This window comes from Mycobacterium sp. NGS54, from assembly GCF_059812465.1.
This window is the reverse complement of record NZ_JCALCS010000006.1, coordinates 390,251-408,974: the sequence shown is the minus strand read 5'-3', so window position 1 is coordinate 408,974 and position 18,724 is coordinate 390,251. Positions and strand designations below refer to the sequence as shown.

14 protein-coding genes are annotated in these 18,724 nt (G+C 69.2%); 10 read left to right on the top strand and 4 right to left on the bottom strand.

Going from position 1 to position 18,724, the window contains the following annotated elements; translation table 11 throughout:
- Nucleotides 1-3: 3 nt before the first annotated feature.
- The gene (locus tag AC5Y5E_RS21105) at nt 4-669 is read right to left on the bottom strand and encodes a hypothetical protein (RefSeq protein ID WP_499904734.1); all 666 of its coding nucleotides are present in this window, start codon (nt 667-669) and stop codon (nt 4-6) included.
- Between the two features lie 141 nt (nt 670-810).
- Here AC5Y5E_RS21105 and AC5Y5E_RS21100 point away from each other — a divergent pair, with 141 nt between their 5' ends.
- Complete coding sequence (locus AC5Y5E_RS21100; RefSeq protein WP_499904733.1) at nt 811-2,049, top strand: mannosyltransferase; 1,239 nt, start codon at nt 811-813, stop codon at nt 2,047-2,049.
- Here AC5Y5E_RS21100 and AC5Y5E_RS21095 read toward each other — a convergent pair.
- Together AC5Y5E_RS21095 and AC5Y5E_RS21090 are read right to left on the bottom strand one after the other, a co-directional pair.
- A complete protein-coding gene (locus AC5Y5E_RS21095) occupies nt 2,046-2,330 on the bottom strand; it encodes a 4a-hydroxytetrahydrobiopterin dehydratase (RefSeq protein WP_499904732.1) in 285 nt (94 codons plus the stop codon). The two genes, AC5Y5E_RS21100 and AC5Y5E_RS21095, sit on opposite strands and share 4 nt — an antisense overlap.
- 36 nt (nt 2,331-2,366) lie before the next feature.
- Nucleotides 2,367-3,143 carry a cell division protein DivIVA gene (locus AC5Y5E_RS21090; RefSeq protein WP_499904730.1) on the bottom strand — a complete coding sequence of 259 codons (777 nt, stop codon included), beginning with the start codon at nt 3,141-3,143 and terminating at the stop codon, nt 2,367-2,369.
- Between the two features lie 201 nt (nt 3,144-3,344).
- On the opposite strand from AC5Y5E_RS21090, the gene AC5Y5E_RS21085 reads away from it, so the two are divergent.
- The 8 genes from AC5Y5E_RS21085 to AC5Y5E_RS21050 all read left to right on the top strand — a co-directional run bounded on the left by AC5Y5E_RS21085 (nt 3,345) and on the right by AC5Y5E_RS21050 (nt 17,136).
- The gene (locus tag AC5Y5E_RS21085; RefSeq protein ID WP_499904729.1) at nt 3,345-3,737 is read left to right on the top strand and encodes a (deoxy)nucleoside triphosphate pyrophosphohydrolase; all 393 of its coding nucleotides are present in this window, start codon (nt 3,345-3,347) and stop codon (nt 3,735-3,737) included.
- Nucleotides 3,738-4,035: 298 nt separating this feature from the next.
- Nucleotides 4,036-7,686 carry a nitrate reductase subunit alpha gene (locus AC5Y5E_RS21080; protein ID WP_499904727.1) on the top strand — a complete coding sequence of 1,217 codons (3,651 nt, stop codon included), beginning with the start codon at nt 4,036-4,038 and terminating at the stop codon, nt 7,684-7,686.
- Nucleotides 7,687-7,690: 4 nt separating this feature from the next.
- A complete protein-coding gene (narH, locus tag AC5Y5E_RS21075) occupies nt 7,691-9,331 on the top strand; it encodes a nitrate reductase subunit beta (protein ID WP_499904725.1) in 1,641 nt (546 codons plus the stop codon).
- Complete coding sequence (gene narJ / locus AC5Y5E_RS21070; protein ID WP_499904723.1) at nt 9,328-9,993, top strand: nitrate reductase molybdenum cofactor assembly chaperone; 666 nt, start codon at nt 9,328-9,330, stop codon at nt 9,991-9,993. The genes narH and narJ overlap by 4 nt, the downstream gene beginning before the upstream one ends.
- 2 nt (nt 9,994-9,995) lie before the next feature.
- Nucleotides 9,996-10,736 (top strand): respiratory nitrate reductase subunit gamma, encoded by a 741-nt coding sequence (gene narI / locus AC5Y5E_RS21065; protein WP_499904722.1) that lies wholly within the window; start codon nt 9,996-9,998, stop codon nt 10,734-10,736.
- 42 nt (nt 10,737-10,778) lie between these two features.
- Nucleotides 10,779-12,668: a translational GTPase TypA gene (gene typA / locus AC5Y5E_RS21060; protein ID WP_499904721.1), complete on the top strand. Its 1,890-nt coding sequence runs from the start codon at nt 10,779-10,781 to the stop codon at nt 12,666-12,668.
- A gap of 67 nt (nt 12,669-12,735) precedes the next feature.
- Entirely contained in the window at nt 12,736-14,625 is a 1,890-nt protein-coding gene (locus tag AC5Y5E_RS21055; protein WP_499905035.1) for an ABC transporter family substrate-binding protein, read from the top strand.
- A 234-nt stretch (nt 14,626-14,859) separates the two neighbouring features.
- Nucleotides 14,860-17,136: a PE domain-containing protein gene (locus tag AC5Y5E_RS21050; RefSeq protein WP_499904719.1), complete on the top strand. Its 2,277-nt coding sequence runs from the start codon at nt 14,860-14,862 to the stop codon at nt 17,134-17,136.
- Here the strand turns inward: AC5Y5E_RS21050 and AC5Y5E_RS21045 are convergent.
- On the bottom strand, nt 17,133-17,744 hold the full coding sequence (locus tag AC5Y5E_RS21045; protein WP_499904718.1) for a TetR/AcrR family transcriptional regulator: 612 nt from the start codon (nt 17,742-17,744) through the stop codon (nt 17,133-17,135). The two genes, AC5Y5E_RS21050 and AC5Y5E_RS21045, sit on opposite strands and share 4 nt — an antisense overlap.
- Nucleotides 17,745-17,810: 66 nt before the next feature.
- Here AC5Y5E_RS21045 and mshB point away from each other — a divergent pair, with 66 nt between their 5' ends.
- Entirely contained in the window at nt 17,811-18,713 is a 903-nt protein-coding gene (mshB, locus tag AC5Y5E_RS21040; protein ID WP_499904716.1) for an N-acetyl-1-D-myo-inositol-2-amino-2-deoxy-alpha-D-glucopyranoside deacetylase, read from the top strand.
- Nucleotides 18,714-18,724 lie beyond the last annotated feature (11 nt).

Sequence of the window (18,724 nt, the reverse complement as noted above, 5' to 3'; positions counted from 1 at the left end):
TGCTCAGGGCAGGGCCGAAAGCAGCGGCGACATCGGGCTGACCGGCGCCGGTGCGGCCGGTGCGGCCGGTGCCGCCGGAGCCTGTCCCGCGGCCAGCGCCTGCAGATCCTGCGGAATCGTCAGCTGCGCGGGCACGTTGATCGGCAGGCCCGACGGCAGCGCCGGCATGTCCACCTTCGCCTGCGGGATCTGCGGGGTGGCCGGCGCGGCCGGAGCCGCCGGCGAGGACAGGCCCGGGATGGCGGGCAGCCCCGGAATCGACGGCGCGGTCGGGACGGCGGGTGCCGCCGGCGCCTGGGCGAGGCCCGGGATCTGGCCAAGGCCCGGGATGGTCGGCGTCGCCGCCGGGGCCGTGGCCGCAGCGGGCGGGGTGAGCCCCGGAATGGACGGGATGCCCGCCGAAGGCGAGACCGGCGAGCCCGCCGAGGGCATTCCCGGGAAGGTGATGCCGGGCGACGCCGGCGCCGCGGGCGGCGTGGCGCCGAGCGCGGTAGCGAGGTTCTGCAGGATTTGAGGCGCGTTGGCCGCAGAGGCGATCAGCTGCTGCGGAATGTTCGGCACCGGCGGGGCGGGCACGGGGTCGGCGTGGGCGATACCGCCCGTCAGTAGCGCTGCGGACGAACCGACCACGACGGCGGCCGCTCGCAAATAGGTCCAGATGGTTGGCATGACTCTCCCTGGTTGTCGATGACGGGTCCGGGGCCGAAGTTACTTTGATGCTGGTGTGACTCAAGTGACACGTGTGGCATTTATTCGATCGTTACCGATACGAGTGACGGCGGTGACCGAGCGGCCACAGAACCCGGGGTGATGGCTAAAGTCGGGCGGATAGACACCATCCCCGCCGCCCCGGCGGCGCCCCGCACCCGGCGGCTGGCCAGCCCGCTTCAGGCGGCCGCCCCGGCACTGCTGATCGCGAGCGTCGCCGCGCGGCTCGCCTGGACCTACCTGGCGCCGAACGGCGCGAACTTCGTCGACCTGCACGTCTACCTCGGCGGCGCCGCCGCGATCGACCATCCGGGCACCCTGTACAGCTACGTCTACGCCGACCAGACGCCGGACTTCCCGCTGCCGTTCACGTATCCGCCGTTCGCGGCGGTCGTGTTCTACCCGCTGCATCTGCTGCCGTTTGGGCTGGTGGCGTTCCTGTGGCAGGTCGCGACGATGGCCGCGCTGTACGGCGCGATCCGGATCGCCCAGCGCCTGATGGGCGTGCCGGCCGGGGCCGGTCACCGCGTCGCGATGCTGTGGACGGCGATCACCATCTGGATCGAGCCGCTGCGCAGCACCTTCGACTACGGCCAGGTGAATGTCCTGCTCATGCTGATGGTGCTGTGGGCGGCCTGGTCGACGCGCTGGTGGTTATCGGGGCTGCTGGTCGGCGTGGCGGCCGGGATCAAGCTGACGCCGGCGATCGCCGGGGTCTACCTGCTCGGCGCGCGGCGCTGGGGTGCCGCCGTGTTCTCGGCGGCGGTGTTCCTGGCCACCGTCGGCGTGTCGGTCCTGGTCGTCGGCGATCAGGCCCGCTACTACTTCACCGACCTGCTGGGCGACGCGCACCGAGTCGGGCCGATCGCCACGTCGTTCAATCAATCCTGGCGCGGCGGCATCTCGCGGATCCTCGGCCACGACGCCGGCTTCGGTCCGCTGGTGGTGGTCGCCCTCGCGGTGACGGCGGCGCTGGCCATCCTGGCCTGGCGGGCGCTGGGCCCGACCGACCTTCTGGGCAGGTTGCTGGTGGTCGAGCTGTTCGGGCTGCTGCTCTCGCCGATCTCGTGGACCCACCACTGGGTGTGGCTGGTGCCGCTGATGATCTGGGCGATTCACGGGCCGCCGCGCGGGTGGCCCGGCGCCCGTCTCGTCGGCTGGGGCTGGTTGGCCCTTACGATCGTCGGCGTGCCCTGGTTGCTGAGCTTCGCGCAACCGACGATCTGGCAGATCGGCCGACCGTGGTACCTGGCCTGGGCCGGGCTGATCTACATCGTGGCGGCGATGGCGACGCTGATCTGGATGGCGGTCGCCGGGCGACGGGACGCCTCGAGGGTCTAGCCCCCGACGATCCCGTCGATGTCGCGCGCCATGTCGACGTCGTTCTGGGTGATGCCGCCCTCGGAATGGGTGACCAACGCGAAAGTCACCGTCCGCCAACGGATGTCGATGTCGGGGTGATGATCCTTGCTCTCGGCGTGCTCGCCCACCCGCCGCACGGCGTCGATGCCGTCGAGAAACGCGGGGAACTTGATCGACCGGCGCAGGGTGCCGTCGACACGCTCCCATCCGTTGAGTTCGGGCAGTGCGGCGTCCACTTGCTCATCCGTTAACACAGCCATGCCGAAGGCATCCTCTCATCTGGGATAGGCGGTCACCTACGAGGCTACGGCGGGACCGGCCGGCGCTTGACTTCTCTGGTCCAGGGGCACCACGACGCTCGCCTCCGGCAGGTTCTTCAGTTGCTGGTATGCGGACTCAAGGCTGGCCGGAACCGCTTGCAGGTCGCGGGCAACACCCATCAGTTCTTCGAGGATCATGATGCGCTGCTGGTTCGCCTCGGCCACCGCTTGCCGGGCCTGCTCATGGAATAGCCGAGCTTGCTGCTTTGCGTCGGCGAGGAGCTGCTCACGCTGGTGCTGGGCTTCCTCCCACGCGCGATCGATCGACGATTGGGCTTCAGCGCGCCTCCCGGCGATCTCGGCGTCGACATTTCTCTTGGTTTCCGCACACTGCGTTTCCAGCGCCTTTTGCTGTAAGGCTATGTCCGCCAACAGTTCTCGGTGCTCTCGCTGCGCGGCCTCGGCCCCGGCCTCCGCCGCCGCGACCAGGGTGTCGGCCTCGGCTCGCGCCTCGACCTGCATCCGGGACGCCTCATCGAGCGCCCGCCGCAGCATCTTCGCCATCCGGTGTTGCATCGCGTAGGGCGACGGCGAGGTGTCCGACAGCATGGCGACCTCATCACTGAGGCAGGCGACTTCGATCCGCAGCGCGGCTGCCTCGTCGCTGCATTCCTTGCGCTCGGCTCTTAGGTTCTGAACCTCGTCGATCAGCAATTTCTGCTTGGCGAACAACATCTCGATGTAGGCATCGACCGCGGCCGTGTCGTAGCCCCTGAACGTGCGGGAGAACGTCGTTGCGGATTCGGTGATCATTGCCAACCCCGATTCTCAGAAAGTGCCCGGTAGAGGTCGTGACCGACAGAGTCAAGTATTCCACGATGACGCTCAAACTGTAATAGAGGCATTGTGCCCCAATGGAATTCGATGCCGAGCGGCTCCCCTGATGCATGAAACCGTTCTCGGGACGATGGCCACCCCCGGCGAGCCGCGCACCGACGGTATACCGTCCTGGCCATGCCGACCCAGATCGTCGTCGCCGCAGCGGTCATCTCGGGCTCCAGGGTCTTGGTCGCGCAGCGGGTCCGGCCGCCGGAATTGGCCGGCCGCTGGGAGCTGCCCGGCGGGAAGGTCGCTCCCGGCGAAACCGAGCGCGCAGCGCTCGCCCGCGAGCTGGCCGAAGAGCTCGGCCTGGTGGCGAACGACATCGAGGTGGGTGACCGGCTCGGCGCCGACATTCCGCTGAACGAAACGATGACGCTGCGGGCGTATCGCGTGCGACTGCTCGACGGCGAGCCGCACCCGCGCGACCATCGGGCGCTGCGTTGGGTGACCGCCGCCGAACTGCCCGACGTCGACTGGGTGCCGGCCGATCGCGGCTGGCTGCCGGACCTGACCCGGGCGCTGTGAGCAGGCTCATAACAAGCCCACAGCCTGCATGCAGGCAACGTACAGCGCTATCGCAGCTGACACGCGTGAAATCGGAAGGTAATAGTCCCGAAACACCGTAACCTGCGATTTGCATGCCAGTAGCGATCCCGATGGTTGTTCGAACGGTGTGGCCGCACCTGCCACGCCGGGTCTCGACGAATTTTTATCCTGTAAATCACTTTGCCACAATGGATTTCGCTAACATGCCCGTCATCGCCCGGCCGGCATTCGAACCCGACGGCGAAGTACAACGTGGATCTACTAGGAGGCTTTTCTCTTGACCGTGACACCTCACGTTGGTGGACCGCTCGAGGAGCTACTGGAACGCAGTGGGCGATTTTTCACCCCGGGCGAGTTCTCCGCCGATCTGCGCACCGTCACCCGGCGGGGCGGCCGCGAAGGCGACGTCTTTTACCGGGACCGGTGGAGCCACGACAAGGTGGTGCGCTCCACCCACGGGGTGAACTGCACCGGGTCCTGCTCCTGGAAGATCTACGTCAAGGACGGGATCATCACCTGGGAAACCCAGCAGACCGACTACCCCTCGGTGGGCCCGGACCGGCCCGAATACGAGCCGCGCGGGTGCCCGCGGGGTGCGTCGTTCTCCTGGTATAGCTACTCGCCCACCCGGGTGCGCTACCCGTACGCCCGCGGCGTGCTGGTCGAGATGTTCCGCGAGGCCAAGGCGCGCCTCGGTGACCCGGTGCTGGCGTGGGCCGACATCCAGGCCGACCCCGAGCGCCGGCGCCGCTACCAGCGGGCGCGGGGCAGGGGCGGTCTGGTGCGGATCGGCTGGGCCGAAGCGACCGAACTGATCGCGGCCGCCCACGTGCACACCATCAAGGCCTATGGACCGGACCGGGTCGCCGGGTTCTCGCCGATCCCGGCGATGTCGATGGTGTCGTACGCGGCCGGTTCGCGGTTCGTCGAGCTGATCGGCGGCGCGATGACGTCGTTCTACGACTGGTACGCCGACCTGCCGGTGGCCTCGCCGCAGGTGTTCGGCGACCAGACCGACGTGCCGGAGTCGGGCGACTGGTGGGACGCGGCGTACCTGATGATGTGGGGCTCCAACGTCCCCATCACCCGGACCCCCGACGCGCACTGGATGGCGGAGGCCCGCTACCGCGGCACCAAGGTGGTGACCGTCAGCCCCGACTACGCCGACAACACGAAGTTCGCCGACGAGTGGATGCCGTGCGCCGCCGGCACCGACGGGGCGCTGGCCATGGCGATGGGCCACGTGATCCTGTCGGAATGCTATGTGCGCAAGCCGGTTCCGTTCTTCGTCGACTTCGCGCGCCGCTACACCGACCTGCCGTTCCTGATCAAGCTGGAACGGCGCGGCGAGATGCTGGTGCCGGGCAAGAACCTGACCGCGGCCGACATCGGAGACGTCGTCGAAAACGCCGCGCTCAAGCCCACGGTGTTCGACGAGGCGACGAATTCCGTTGCGGTGCCCCAGGGCTCGCTGGGATTCCGGTACGGGGAGGACGGCGTCGGGAAGTGGAACCTGGATCTCGGCGAGCTGAAGCCGGCGCTCACCGTCCTGGGGTCGGGCGACACCGCGCTGGTGCACCTGCCCAGCTTCGACACCGTGAACGGCGAGGGCAGCACGGTGGCGCGCGGCGTGCCGGTGCGCCGCGTCGGTGACAACCTGGTGTGCACGGTGTTCGACCTGATGCTCGCCCACTACGGAGTGGCCCGCCCGGGGCTGCCCGGCGACTGGCCCACCGGTTACGACGACCCGAGCCGGCCGAACACCCCGGCATGGCAGGAGCCGATCACCGGAGTGTCCGCGGCACAGGCGATCCGGGTGGCCCGGGAATTCGCCCGCAGCGCGGAGGAATCCGGTGGCCGATCGATGATCATCATGGGCGGCGGCATCTGCCACTGGTTCCACAGCGACGCCATCTACCGCGCAGTGCTGGCGCTGCTGATGCTGACCGGGTCGATGGGCCGCAACGGCGGGGGATGGGCGCACTACGTTGGCCAGGAAAAGGTGCGTCCGCTCACCGGATTTCAGACGATGGCGATGGCCACCGACTGGTCGCGCCCGCCGCGGCAGGTGCCCGGCGCCTCCTACTGGTACGCCCACACCGACCAATGGCGCTACGACGGCCACGGCGCCGACAAGCTGGCCAGCCCGGTGGGGCGGGGCAGGTTCGCGGGCAGGCACACGATGGACCTGCTGGCCTCGTCGGTGGCGATGGGGTGGAGCCCGTTCTATCCCCAGTTCGACCGATCCAGCCTCGAGGTCGCCGACGAGGCCCGCGCCGCCGGTCGCGACGTCGCCGAGTACGTCGCCGAGCAGCTGGGGCAGCGCACGCTCAAGCTGGCCGTGACCGACCCGGACAACCCGGCCAACTGGCCGCGGGTGCTAAGCGTTTGGCGTGCCAACCTGATTGGCTCGTCGGGCAAGGGCGGCGAGTATTTCCTCCGGCATCTGCTGGGCACGGACTCCAACGCGCAGGCCGAGCCGGCGAGCCACGGCGACATCCCGGAAGGCAAGCTCGACCTGCTGATGTCGATCGACTTCCGGATGACCTCCACCACATTGGTGTCCGACGTGGTGCTTCCGGCGGCCACTTGGTACGAGAAGGCCGACCTGTCCAGCACCGACATGCACCCGTACGTGCACGCCTTCAGCGCCGCCACCGACCCGCCCTGGGAAACCCGTTCGGACTTCGACGCTTTCGGCGCCATCGCCCGCGCCTTCAGCGCGATGGCCAAGGACCACCTGGGCACTCGCAGCGACGTGGTGCTCACCGCGCTGCAGCACGACACCCCCGACGCGATGGTGTATCCCGATGGCACCGAACGGGATTGGCTGCACGACGGCGGCACTCCCGTGCCGGGGCGGACGATGGCCAAAGTCACCGTGGTGGAACGCGACTACGCCGCCGTCTACGACAAGTGGCTGACCCTGGGTCCGCTCGTCGACACGTTCGGCGTGACCGCCAAGGGCATCACGGTGCAGCCGTTCCGTGAGGTGGAGGAACTGGCCGCCAAGTTCGGCGTGATGAATTCCGGTGTGGCGGCCGGCCGTCCGGCCGTCACCAGCGCGGAGCGGATGGCGGACGTGCTGTTGCTGCTGTCCGGGACGACGAACGGCCGGCTCGCCGTCGAGGGCTTCCGAGAGCTGGAAAAGCGCACCGGCCAGCGGCTGGCACACCTGGCCGAGGGCAGCGAGGAGCGCCGCATCTCCTATGCCGACACCCAGGCGCGTCCGGTGCCGGTGATCACCAGCCCGGAATGGTCGGGCAGCGAAACCGGCGGGCGGCGCTACGCCCCGTTCACCATCAACATCGAGAACCTCAAACCGTTCCACACGCTGACCGGGCGGATGCACTTCTACCTGGCCCATGACTGGGTCGAGGAGCTCGGCGAGCACCTGCCGGTCTTCCGTCCGCCGCTGGACATGACGCGGCTGTTCGGCCAGCCGGAGCTCGGCCCGACGGGGGACGGCATCGGGCTCACCGTCCGGTATCTGACGCCGCACTCGAAGTGGTCGTTCCATTCCACCTATCAGGACAACCTGTACATGCTGTCGCTGTCCCGCGGCGGCCCGACGATGTGGATGAGCCCCGGGGACGCGGCGAAAATCGGGGTGCACGACAACGATTGGGTCGAGGCGGTCAACGCCAACGGCATCTACGTGTGCCGGGCGATCGTGTCGCACCGGATGCCCGACGGCGTGGTGTACGTCTATCACGTCCAGGAGCGCACGGTGGACACCCCGCGCACCGAGACCAACAACAAGCGCGGCGGAAACCACAACGCGCTGACCCGGGTGCGGATCAAGCCCAGCCACCTGGCCGGCGGCTACGGCCAGCACGCCTTCGCGTTCAACTACCTGGGCCCGACCGGCAACCAACGCGACGAGGTGACGGTGGTGCGCCGCCGCAACCAGGAAGTGACGTACTGAGGCGATGAAAGTCATGGCGCAGCTCGCGATGGTGATGAACCTCGACAAGTGCATCGGCTGCCACACCTGCTCGGTCACCTGCAAGCAGGCCTGGACCAACCGCAGCGGCACCGAGTACGTGTGGTTCAACAACGTCGAAACCCGCCCGGGACAAGGCTATCCGCGCACCTACGAGGACCAGGAGCGCTGGCGCGGCGGCTGGATCCGCGACACGAAGGGGCGGCTGCGGCTGCGTGATGGCGGCCGCATCCGCAAGTTGTTGCGGATCTTCGCCAACCCCAAGCTGCCCACCATCGACGAGTACTACGAGCCGTGGACCTACGACTACGAGAACCTGACCACGGCGCCGGCGGGTGACACGTTCCCCACGGCCGCGCCGAGGAGCATGATCAGCGGCGAGCCGATGAAGGTGTCGTGGGGACCGAACTGGGACGACAACCTGGCCGGGTCACCCGAGATCCTTTCCGGCGACCCGATATTGAAGAAGGTCAGCGACGAGATCAAGCTGAAGCTCGAAGAGACCTTCATGTTCTACCTGCCCCGCATCTGCGAGCACTGCCTCAACCCGTCCTGCGTGGCGTCGTGCCCGTCCGGCGCGATGTACAAGCGCAGCGAGGACGGCATCGTGCTGGTCGACCAGGACCGCTGCCGCGGCTGGCGGATGTGTGTGTCCGGATGCCCTTACAAGAAGGTCTATTTCAACCACCAGACGGGCAAGGCCGAAAAGTGCACGCTGTGCTACCCGCGCATCGAGGTCGGCCTGCCGACGATCTGCTCGGAGACGTGCGTGGGCCGGCTGCGCTACCTCGGGCTGGTGCTCTACGACGTCGACCGCGTGCTGGAGGCGGCGTCGGTGGAAAACGACACCGACCTCTACGAGGCGCAGCGCCGGATCCTGTTGGATCCCAACGACCCCGACGTGATCGCCGCCGCGCGGGCCGACGGGATCTCCGACGAGTGGATCGACGCGGCGCAACGATCACCGGTGTACGCGCTGATCAACACCTACCGGGTGGCGCTGCCGCTGCACCCGGAATACCGGACGATGCCGATGGTCTGGTACATCCCGCCGCTGTCGCCGGTCGTCGACGCGGTCAGCCGCGATGGTCACGACGGCGAGGACCTGGGCAACCTGTTCGGCGCGCTGGACGCGCTGCGCATCCCCATGCAATACCTGGCCGAGTTGTTCACCGCCGGCGACACGAACGTCGTCGAGGGCGTGCTGCGGCGGCTGGCGGCGATGCGTTCCTACATGCGCGACATCAACCTCGGGCGCGAGACGCAGCCGCACATCCCGCAGTCCGTCGGGATGACCGAGGAGCAGATCTACGAGATGTACCGGCTGCTCGCCATCGCGAAATACGAAGAGCGGTATGTCATTCCGTCCGCCGTCAGCGCTCAGGCGCGTGATCTCGAGGAGATGGGCTGCTCGTTGTCGGGCGAGGGCGGCCCGGGAATGTACGAATCCGGTCCGTTCGGCGAGGGCAGCGGCGCTCACCCGGTCCCGGTGGCCGTGGAGACCTTTCACGCCCTCAAACAGCGGCAGCGCGGCGAGAGCAGCAACGGGAACGGTCGGGTGAACTTGCTCAACTGGGACGGCCGCCAGGCGCTGGCCGGGATGTTTCCCGAGGGGCAGCAGCGATGAGGCTGCTGGCCCGGGTCCGGGAACGGTCGAGCGATCGGGTGATGGCCGACCGGCTGGTGTGGCAGGCGGCGTCGCTGCTGCTGGCTTACCCGGATGACGGCCTGGCCGATCGGCTGGACACCGTCGACGAATTGTTGAGCCACATCGGCGAACCGGCGGCCGCGCTGCTCGGTGGGACGGTCGCGGCCCTGCGCGCCCTCGAGCCGATGTCCGCCGCCACGCGCTACGTCGAGACCTTCGACATGCGCCGGCGCACCACCATGTACCTGACGTACTGGACCGCCGGGGACACCCGCAACCGCGGCCGGGAGATGTTGGCGTTCGCCACCGCCTACCGCGACGCGGGCGTCGACCCGCCCCGCTCCGAGGCGCCGGATCACCTGCCCGTCGTGCTCGAATTCGCCGCTACCGTCGACCCCGACGCCGGGCGCAGATTGCTGACGGCACACCGGATTCCGATCGATGTGCTGCGCGGCGCCCTGGCGGAGATCGAGTCGCCCTACGAACACGCCGTCGCGGCGGTCTGCGCGACGCTGCCGGCCGCGACCGACCAGGAGGCGCGCCGGACCGAACGCCTCGCGCAGGCCGGCCCCCCGACGGAAGCCGTTGGGCTGCAACCGTTCACCCTGACCGTCCCGCCGAAGCGCAGCAAGGGGGCCTGACGATGGTTCACATGAAGCTGATCGAGATCTTCTGGGACGACGTGCCCTACGTCGTGCTGGCATCCGCCGCCGTGGGCACCTGGTGGCGGTACCGCTACGACAAGTTCGGCTGGACCACGCGGTCGTCGCAGCTCTACGAGTCGAAACTGCTCTCGATCGGCAGCCCGCTGTTCCACTTCGGCAGCCTGCTGGTCATCATGGGCCACGTCATGGGCCTGTTCGTCCCGGAATCCTGGACGCGGGCGCTCGGCATGAGCGACCACCTCTATCACCTGCAGGCGCTGCTGCTGGGCGTGCCGGCCGGCTTCGCCACCATCGTCGGCATCGGGCTGCTGATCTACCGGCGGCGCACCCACGGGCCGGTCTTCGCGGCCACCACCCGCAACGACAAGCTGATGTACGCGGTGCTGGGGTGCGCGCTGGTGGCGGGGCTGTGCTGCACCCTGGCGGGCGCCACCCACTTCGGCGAGCTGCACGACTACCGCCAGAGGGTGTCGGTCTGGTTCCGGTCGATCTGGATCCTCGACCCGCGGGGCGACCTGATGGCGCACGCGGCGTTCTACTACCAGATTCACGTGGCGATCGCGCTGGCGCTGTTCGCCCTGTGGCCGTTCACGCGGCTGGTGCACGCGTTCAGCGCCCCGATCGGCTACCTGTTCCGGCCGTACATCGTGTACCGCACCCGTGACGCGGTGGACACCCACGAGTTGATCGGGTCGGCGCCGCGCCGTCGCGGCTGGTAGCCCGGTTCGCTATCTGAGGCCCCCGCTGCCAGAATCACCGACGTGCCATTCCGCAATGTCGCCATCGTCGCCCACGTCGACCACGGCAAGACGACCCTGGTCGACGCGATGCTGCGGCAGTCCGGCGCCCTGACGCACCGGGGCGACGACACCCAGGAACGCATCATGGACAGCGGTGACCTGGAAAAGGAAAAGGGCATCACCATCCTGGCCAAGAACACCGCCGTGCACCGCCATCACCCGGACGGGACGGTGACCGTGATCAACGTCATCGACACCCCGGGCCACGCCGACTTCGGTGGGGAGGTCGAGCGCGGACTGTCCATGGTGGACGGGGTGCTGCTGCTGGTCGACGCCTCCGAGGGCCCGTTGCCGCAGACCCGGTTCGTCCTGCGCAAGGCGCTGACCGCCCATCTTCCGGTCATCCTGGTCGTCAACAAGACGGACCGGCCCGACGCGCGCATCGCCGAGGTCGTGGACGCCAGCCACGACCTGCTGCTCGACGTCGCGTCGGACCTCGACGACGAGGCGGCCAAGGCCGCCGAGCATGCCCTGGGCCTGCCGACGCTGTACGCGTCCGGGCGGGCGGGCATCGCGAGCACCGAACAGCCGGCCGACGGCGAGGTGCCCGCCGGCGACAACCTCGACCCGCTGTTCGACGTGTTGATGGAGCACATCCCGCCGCCCTCGGGCGACCCCGAGGCCCCGCTGCAGGCGCTGGTGACCAACCTCGACGCGTCGGCCTTCCTCGGGCGGCTCGCGCTGATCCGCATCTACAACGGCAAGCTGCGCAAGGGCCAGCAGGTCGCCTGGATGCGCGAGGTCGACGGGGTGCCGGTGATCACCAGCGCCAAGATCACCGAGCTGCTCGCCACCGAGGGCGTCGAGCGCAGTCCCACCGACGAGGCGGTCGCCGGGGACATCGTGGCGGTGGCGGGCATCCCCGAGATCATGATCGGTGACACGCTGGCCGACCCCGACCACGCCCACGCGCTGCCGCGCATCACCGTCGACGAGCCGGCGATCTCGGTGACGGTCGGCACCAACACGTCGCCGCTGGCGGGCAAGGTGTCCGGTCACAAGCTGACCGCGCGAATGGTCCGCAGCCGGCTGGACACCGAGCTGGTCGGCAACGTGTCGATCCGGGTGGTCGACATCGGCCGGCCCGACGCCTGGGAGGTGCAGGGCCGCGGCGAGCTCGCCCTGGCCGTGCTGGTCGAACAGATGCGCCGCGAGGGCTTCGAATTGACCGTCGGCAAGCCGCAGGTGGTCACCAAGACCATCGACGGCCAGCTGCACGAGCCGTTCGAGGCGATGACCATCGACTGCCCCGAGGAATTCGTCGGCGCGATCACCCAATTGATGGCCGGCCGCAAGGGCCGCATGGAGGAGATGGCCAACCACGCGGCCGGCTGGGTTCGGATGGATTTCGTCGTGCCCAGCCGCGGCCTGATCGGTTTCCGCACCGACTTCCTCACGATCACGCGCGGGACCGGCATCGCCAACGCCGTGTTCGACGGCTACCGCCCGTGGGCGGGGGAGATCCGGGCCCGCCACACCGGCTCGCTGGTTTCCGACCGGTCGGGCGCCATCACGCCGTTCGCCCTCATCCAGCTCGCCGACCGGGGCCAGTTCTTCGTCGAGCCCGGACAGGACACCTACGAGGGCATGGTCGTCGGAATCAACCCGCGCGCAGAGGATCTCGACGTCAACGTGACCCGCGAGAAGAAGCTGACCAACATGCGGTCGTCGACCGCGGACGTCATCGAGACGCTGGCCAAGCCGCTCGAGCTCGACCTGGAACAGGCGATGGAGTTCTGCGCGCAGGACGAATGCGTCGAGGTGACCCCCGAGATCGTGCGAGTGCGCAAGGTCGAGCTCGACGCCACCTCCCGGGCCCGCAGCCGGGCGCGGGCCAAGGCCCGGGGCTAGTGGCTTGGCGCCGGGCCGCGTCGAGGGCGTGGTTGGGCGGGCTGCTGAGCGGCTGCTCGATACCCTGATGGGCGTGCCGAGACGAGCCAGCCGCCTGTTCCTGAGGGTCGGCGTGCTGGTCTCGCTGGTGGGGCTGGTGCTGGCGGCGTGCACGGTCAACCCGCCGCCGGCGCCGCAGAGCACCGACACGCCGCACAACTCGGCGCCGCCGCCGCAGCGGCCCACCCAGATCATCATGGGCATCGACTCGATCGGCGCCGGGTTCAACCCGCACCTGCTGTCGGACCTGTCGCCGGTGAACGCGGCGATCAGCGCGCTGGTGTTGCCCAGCGCGTTCCGGCCGGTGCCGGACCCCGCCACGCCGACGGGTTCGCGCTGGGAGATGGATCCCACCCTGTTGGTGTCCGCGGACGTGACCAACCAAAATCCGTTCACGGTGACCTACAAGATCCGGCCCGAGGCGCAGTGGACCGACAACGCGCCGATCGCCGCCGACGACTTCTGGTACTTGTGGCGGCAGATGGTCAGCCAGCCCGGCGTGGTCGATCCGGCCGGCTACGACCTGATCACCGGGGTGCAGTCGCTCGAGGGTGGCAAGCAGGCGGTCGTCACCTTCGCGCAACCGTATCCGGCGTGGAAAGAGCTGTTCAGCAACATATTGCCGGCCCACATCGTCAAGGACGTGCCGGGCGGATTCGGGGCCGGGCTGGCGCGGGCCCTGCCGGTCACCGGCGGCCAGTTCCGGGTGGAGAGCATCGACCCGCAGCGCGACGAGATCCTGATCGCCCGCAACGACCGTTACTGGGGCCCGCCCGCCAAACCCGCCCTGATCCTCTTCCGCCGGGCCGGCGCGCCGGCCGCGCTGGCGGATTCGGTGCGCAACGGCGACACCCAGGTGGCCCAGGTGCACGGCGGCTCCGCGGCCTTCGCGCAGCTGTCGGCCATCCCGGACGTGCGCACCGCGCGGATCGTGACGCCGCGGGTCATGCAGCTCACGCTGCGTGCCAACGAGTCCAAGCTGTCCGACTCCCAGGTCCGCAAGGCGATCCTGGGCCTGCTCGACGTCGACCTGCTGGCGGCCGTGGGCGCGGGCAGCGACAACACGGTCACGCTGGACCAGGCCCAGATCCGCGCGCCCAGCGACCCGGGCTACGAGCCGACCGCGCCGCCCGCGATGACGACGCCCGCAGCGCTGGCGTTGCTGGAGAGCTCCGGATACAAGGTCGAACCCAACACGACGGCGTCGCCGACGCCGACCCCCGCGAGCACCGGGCCGCCGGAAGTCACCCGCGGCCGCATCAGCAAGGACGGCCAGCAGCTGTCGCTGGTCATCGGGGTGGCGACGAACGACCCGACCTCGGTCGCGGTGGCCAACACCGCCGCCGACCAGCTGCGCAACGTCGGCATCGGCGCGACCGTGCTGGCGCTGGACCCGGTGACGCTGTATCGCGACGCGCTGGCCAACAACCAGGTGGACGCGATCGTCGGCTGGCATCGGGCCGGAGGAAACCTGGCGACGCTGCTGGCCTCGCGCTACGGCTGCCCCGCGCTGCAGACGACGACGGTCCCGACCTCGAACGTGGCAACGACGACCCCCACGGCCGGGCCCACACCGTCCACCGGGCCGGCCGCCACCGCCACGACGACGCCCACCCAGACGCCGCCCAGCCGCCCGCCCGAGCCCGGCGCCCTGGTGCAGGCGCCGTCGAACCTCACCGGAATCTGCGACCGCAGCATTCAGTCGAACATCGATGCCGCGCTCAACGGCGCCAAGAGCATCAACGACGTGATCACCGCGGTCGAACCGCGGCTGTGGAACATGTCCACGGTGTTGCCGATCTTGCAGGACACGACGATCGTCGCGGCCGGGCCGAGCGTGCAAAACGTCAGCATGACGGGCGCGGTCCCCGTCGGCATCGTCGGAGACGCCGGCCAATGGATCAAAACAGGGCCGTAAGCGCCCGTTCCAGATAATGAAAACGACCATTTTCTAGAAATGGTCGCGACGCCGCCCCGGGCGAACCAAAAGTAACGAATTCACTACGAATCAATCGGTGTCAATACCCACAAAATTCATTAGTGCAAACACGCGTTTTCGCTGCGCCATTTCGATACGCTCCGGCCATCGCGAAGCGACTGCGCGGGAAACAGTCGGATAGCGATCGTCGTGGGGTGAACCGGGGAGGTCATAGTGTCGTTTCTCATTGCAGCGCCAGAGCTGATTGCCGACGCGGCAACGGATTTGGCGAACCTTGCTGCCGTTATCGGTTCGGCCAACAGCGCAGCGGCCGTCGCGACCATGGGCCTGCTGCCCGCCGCCGCCGATGAGGTTTCGGCGGAAATTGCCGCATTGTTTTCCTCGCACGCCTCGGGCTACCAGCAACTCAGCGCGCAGGCCGCGCTATTTCATCAGCAGTTCGTTCAAACTTTGAGCGCTGGCGCGGGCAGCTACGCGGCCGCCGAGGTAAACGTCGTGCAGACACTGGCGAGCGCGGTGCCCGCGCTCGGCATCGACCTGAGCGGCGGGATCTCGGGGCTGGCGGCCAGCCTGAGCGCCGACCTCAACGCGATCGGGGTTTCGCTCAACGCCGCGGTATCGGGGAGCCTTGGCGCCAACGTCCTCGGGCTGGCGCCGCTCGGTGCGTCGATCGCGACGAACGTGAACAGCGGGCTGACGGGCCTGGCCCAGACCGGCGGGGCGATCGCCACGAACATCGGCACCGGGCTGTCCGGGCTGGCGGGCGGCTTCAACGCCGCGCTGCCAGGCCTGCAGGGCAGCCTGAGCGGCGGGCTGTCGGGGCTGAACGCCTCCCTCAACGGCGCGCTGTCGGGCACCTTGGGTGCCGGCTTTGGCGGGTTCGGGCCCCTCGTGGCGACGTTCGCCACCGACTTCGGCAATGAGTTGGGCGGCTTCATCCAGGCCGCCAACACGCTCGCTGCGAACCTCGGCGCCGGGCTGGCCGGCGGACTGAGCCTCGCGTTGCCGGGCCTCGCCGCCAGCCTCAGCGGCGGCCTCGGGGGCCTGAGCGCCTCGATCAATGCCGCGCTGTCGGGCGGCCTCGGCGGCAGCCTTTCGGGGTTGGGGCCCCTCGGCGCCACCCTGGCGGCGGACATCAGCAGCGGGCTGTCGGGATTGGCCCAGACCGGTAATGCGCTGGTGACAAGCCTGACCGCCGGGTTCCCGGGGCTGCAGGCCAGCCTCACCGGTGGGCTCGCCGGGCTGAACGGTGCGATCAACGGCGCGCTCTCGGGCGGCTTCGGTGGCAGCCTGTCCGGCCTCGGCGCGGCACTGTCCGGTGCGTTGCAGACCGGTGGGTCGCTGATCGGCAACCTGACCGCCGGCCTGCCGGCCCTGTCGGGCGGCATCACCCTGCCGGCCAACCTGACCGCCGCGCTGAACATGCTGGGCGGCGCCCTCGGCTTGAGCCCCAGCCTGGGCGTGAACATCATGGCCGGGCTCAACGGGCTCAGCGCCCAGCTGAACGCCGCATTGAACGGGGGCATCAGCGTCGGGATCGCCGGGCTTCCCACGCTGTTCGCCAACCTGGTCGCGCCCTGGCAGGTGCTGTTGACGGCGCCGAACGTGCCCGCGTTCCTCACCCAGCTGCAGGCGATGGAGGTCGGCTTCAACACGGCGCTGATCACCAACGAGCTCGGCCTCAACACGGCCCTGGTCGCCCAGGAGACCGCGCTCGAGACTGCGCTCTTCGGCGGCACCGGCGCCTTGGGCGGCTCGATCGACAGCTTCTTCAACTTCTGGAACACGGTGCTGGGCACCGGAGAGGTGACCTTCGACAGCCTGCTGGGCGCGCAGCTGCCCACCGGCGGCGCCATCCTGGCCAGCCTTGCCGTCGGCACCCCGGCCAACCTGATCGCCGGCGGCACCCTCGGCGGGTTCTTGGGCGCCCTGGACACCAAGTTCCTATGGGACCTCAACGCCATCAGCGCAGTCGCGACCTCGGCGACCGGCAATGGGTCCCTTCAAGCCGCGTTGACGGCGGGGATCAACGCGGCAGGCTTGCAGGCCTCACTGAACGGGGGCCTGAACGGGTCGCTGCTCGCTGGGGCGCCCAACCTCGGGGTGGCGCTGGTGGCGGCGCCCACCGCGGGGTTGCAGGGCCTGGCCTCGGGTCAGCTCAACTTCCTGTCCAACCTGATCCCCGCGGAGCTCGGCTTCAACGCCAACCTGATGAACAACGAATTGGCTTGGGAGACAGCCACCTTCGGGAGCAACACCGCTCTCAACGGCGGATTGAACCGGCTCTTCAACATCCCCAACCTGTTCGTGCTCACCGGCGAGCAAACGCTCAACAGCTTCCTGGGCGGTGTGCAGTTCCCGGCGGTCGGCACGGTCCTGACCGGCACCGGTGCGCAGGTCTTCAACGGCGGCAACATCGGCGGCATCGAGGGCATCTTCGACCAGACCCTGGCCGCGGGTGCCGACTTCGCCGGCCTGTTCGTGGCCTAGCTGCCGGCCGCCGCGGGCGACCGCGGCGGTATCACGGTGTCGACCACCAGCGCCAGTTCCCGCCGGTTCGGCGGCTCGCCGGTGAGCAGGAAGTGGTGGTTGAGCAACGCCGGTCCGACCCGGGCGGTCAGCGGCGTGATCGTGGCCGGATCCAGGTCGCCGCACTCGACGGCGGCCTGCAGGATCGACTCGACGATCTTGAGGCGAGGGGCGACCACGGCATCGGCGAAGATGGTGCGCATCTCCGGTTCGTGCAGCAGCTGCTGGACGACGTAGAGGCCGGGGAACGTGGTCTTACCGGCCAGCATGTCGCGGTGCGCGGTGAACAGCGTCAGCAGGTTCTCCCTCGGCGACCGGCCGGGTCGCAGCTCGGGCACCGGCGGCAGCGCGTACACCAGGGTGGCGTGCACCAAATCATGCTTGCTGCACCAGCGCCGGTACAGCGCCGCCTTGCCGGTGTGCGCGCGCGCCGCGATGCCTTCCATCGTCAGCCCGCCGTAGCCGACTTCGGCCAACTCCGCCAGCGTCGCCTCGTAGAGCGCACGTTCGAGCACCTCGCCACGTCGGCGGCGCCGGGTGCTGCTCCGATCCTGGGTTAGCTGCGGCATTTCTCGATAGTAGCCGCCCGCGTTCCTATTCGCTGCGGGTCGGCGACGCGGAGGTAGGGTGCCTCCATGCCCGAGACTCCACGGCTGCTGTTCGTCCATGCGCATCCCGACGACGAGAGCCTCGCCAACGGCGCCACCATCGCCCACTACACCGCCCGCGGGGCGGAGGTGCGCGTCGTCACCTGCACGCTCGGCGAGGAGGGCGAGGTGATCGGCGACCGGTGGGCCGAGCTCGCCGTCGACCGCGCGGACCAACTCGGCGGCTACCGGATCGGTGAGCTCACGGCCGCGTTGCGAGAGCTGGGCGTCGACGCGCCCCGCTACCTCGGGGGCGCGGGCCGCTGGCGTGACTCGGGCATGGAGGGCACCCCGAGGCGGGGCCGCCAGAGGTTCATCGACGCCGACGAACGCGAGGCCGTCGGCGCGCTGGTCGACATCATCCGCGAGCAGCGCCCCCACGTCGTCGTGACCTACGACCCCAACGGCGGTTACGGGCACCCTGACCACATCCACACCCACACCGTCACGACGGCCGCGGTCGCCGCCGCCCCCACCGACGATTACCCGGGCCGGCCCTGGGCGGTGCCGAAGTTCTACTGGACGGTCCTGGCCACCAGCGCGTTCCAGGCGGGCTGGCAGCAGCTGGATCGCGACGACCTGCTGCTCGACTGGATGGTCCCGCCGCAAGACGAATTCGACTTCGGATACGCGGATTCCGACATCGACGCCGTCGTGCAGGCCGCCCCGGATGCGCTCGCGGCGAAGATCGCCGCCCTGGCCGCGCACGAAACCCAGCTCGTCGTCGGCCCGACGGGCCGGGCCCTCGCGCTGTCGAACAACCTGGCGTTGCCCATCCTCGCCGAGGAGCACTACGTCCTGGTCGCCGGTTCCGCGGGGGAGCGCGACGCGCGCGGCTGGGAGACGGATCTGCTCGCGGGACTCGGTTTGACCGCCGCCGCGACGCGGTAGGCTGCCAAACA

Excerpts from the sequence above, each read along its gene's own strand:
- narI (WP_499904722.1), top strand. The coding sequence starts at position 9,996 with ATGGTTCACATGAAGCTGATCGAGATCTTCTGGGACGACGTGCCCTAC.
- mshB (WP_499904716.1), top strand. The coding sequence starts at position 17,811 with ATGCCCGAGACTCCACGGCTGCTGTTCGTCCATGCGCATCCCGACGAC.
- narJ (WP_499904723.1), top strand. The coding sequence starts at position 9,328 with ATGAGGCTGCTGGCCCGGGTCCGGGAACGGTCGAGCGATCGGGTGATG.
- AC5Y5E_RS21085 (WP_499904729.1), top strand. The coding sequence starts at position 3,345 with ATGCCGACCCAGATCGTCGTCGCCGCAGCGGTCATCTCGGGCTCCAGG.
- AC5Y5E_RS21100 (WP_499904733.1), top strand. The coding sequence starts at position 811 with ATGGCTAAAGTCGGGCGGATAGACACCATCCCCGCCGCCCCGGCGGCG.
- narH (WP_499904725.1), top strand. The coding sequence starts at position 7,691 with ATGAAAGTCATGGCGCAGCTCGCGATGGTGATGAACCTCGACAAGTGC.
- AC5Y5E_RS21105 (WP_499904734.1), bottom strand. The coding sequence starts at position 669 with ATGCCAACCATCTGGACCTATTTGCGAGCGGCCGCCGTCGTGGTCGGT.
- AC5Y5E_RS21055 (WP_499905035.1), top strand. The coding sequence starts at position 12,736 with ATGGGCGTGCCGAGACGAGCCAGCCGCCTGTTCCTGAGGGTCGGCGTG.
- AC5Y5E_RS21090 (WP_499904730.1), bottom strand. The coding sequence starts at position 3,143 with ATGATCACCGAATCCGCAACGACGTTCTCCCGCACGTTCAGGGGCTAC.
- AC5Y5E_RS21045 (WP_499904718.1), bottom strand. The coding sequence starts at position 17,744 with ATGCCGCAGCTAACCCAGGATCGGAGCAGCACCCGGCGCCGCCGACGT.
- AC5Y5E_RS21095 (WP_499904732.1), bottom strand. The coding sequence starts at position 2,330 with ATGGCTGTGTTAACGGATGAGCAAGTGGACGCCGCACTGCCCGAACTC.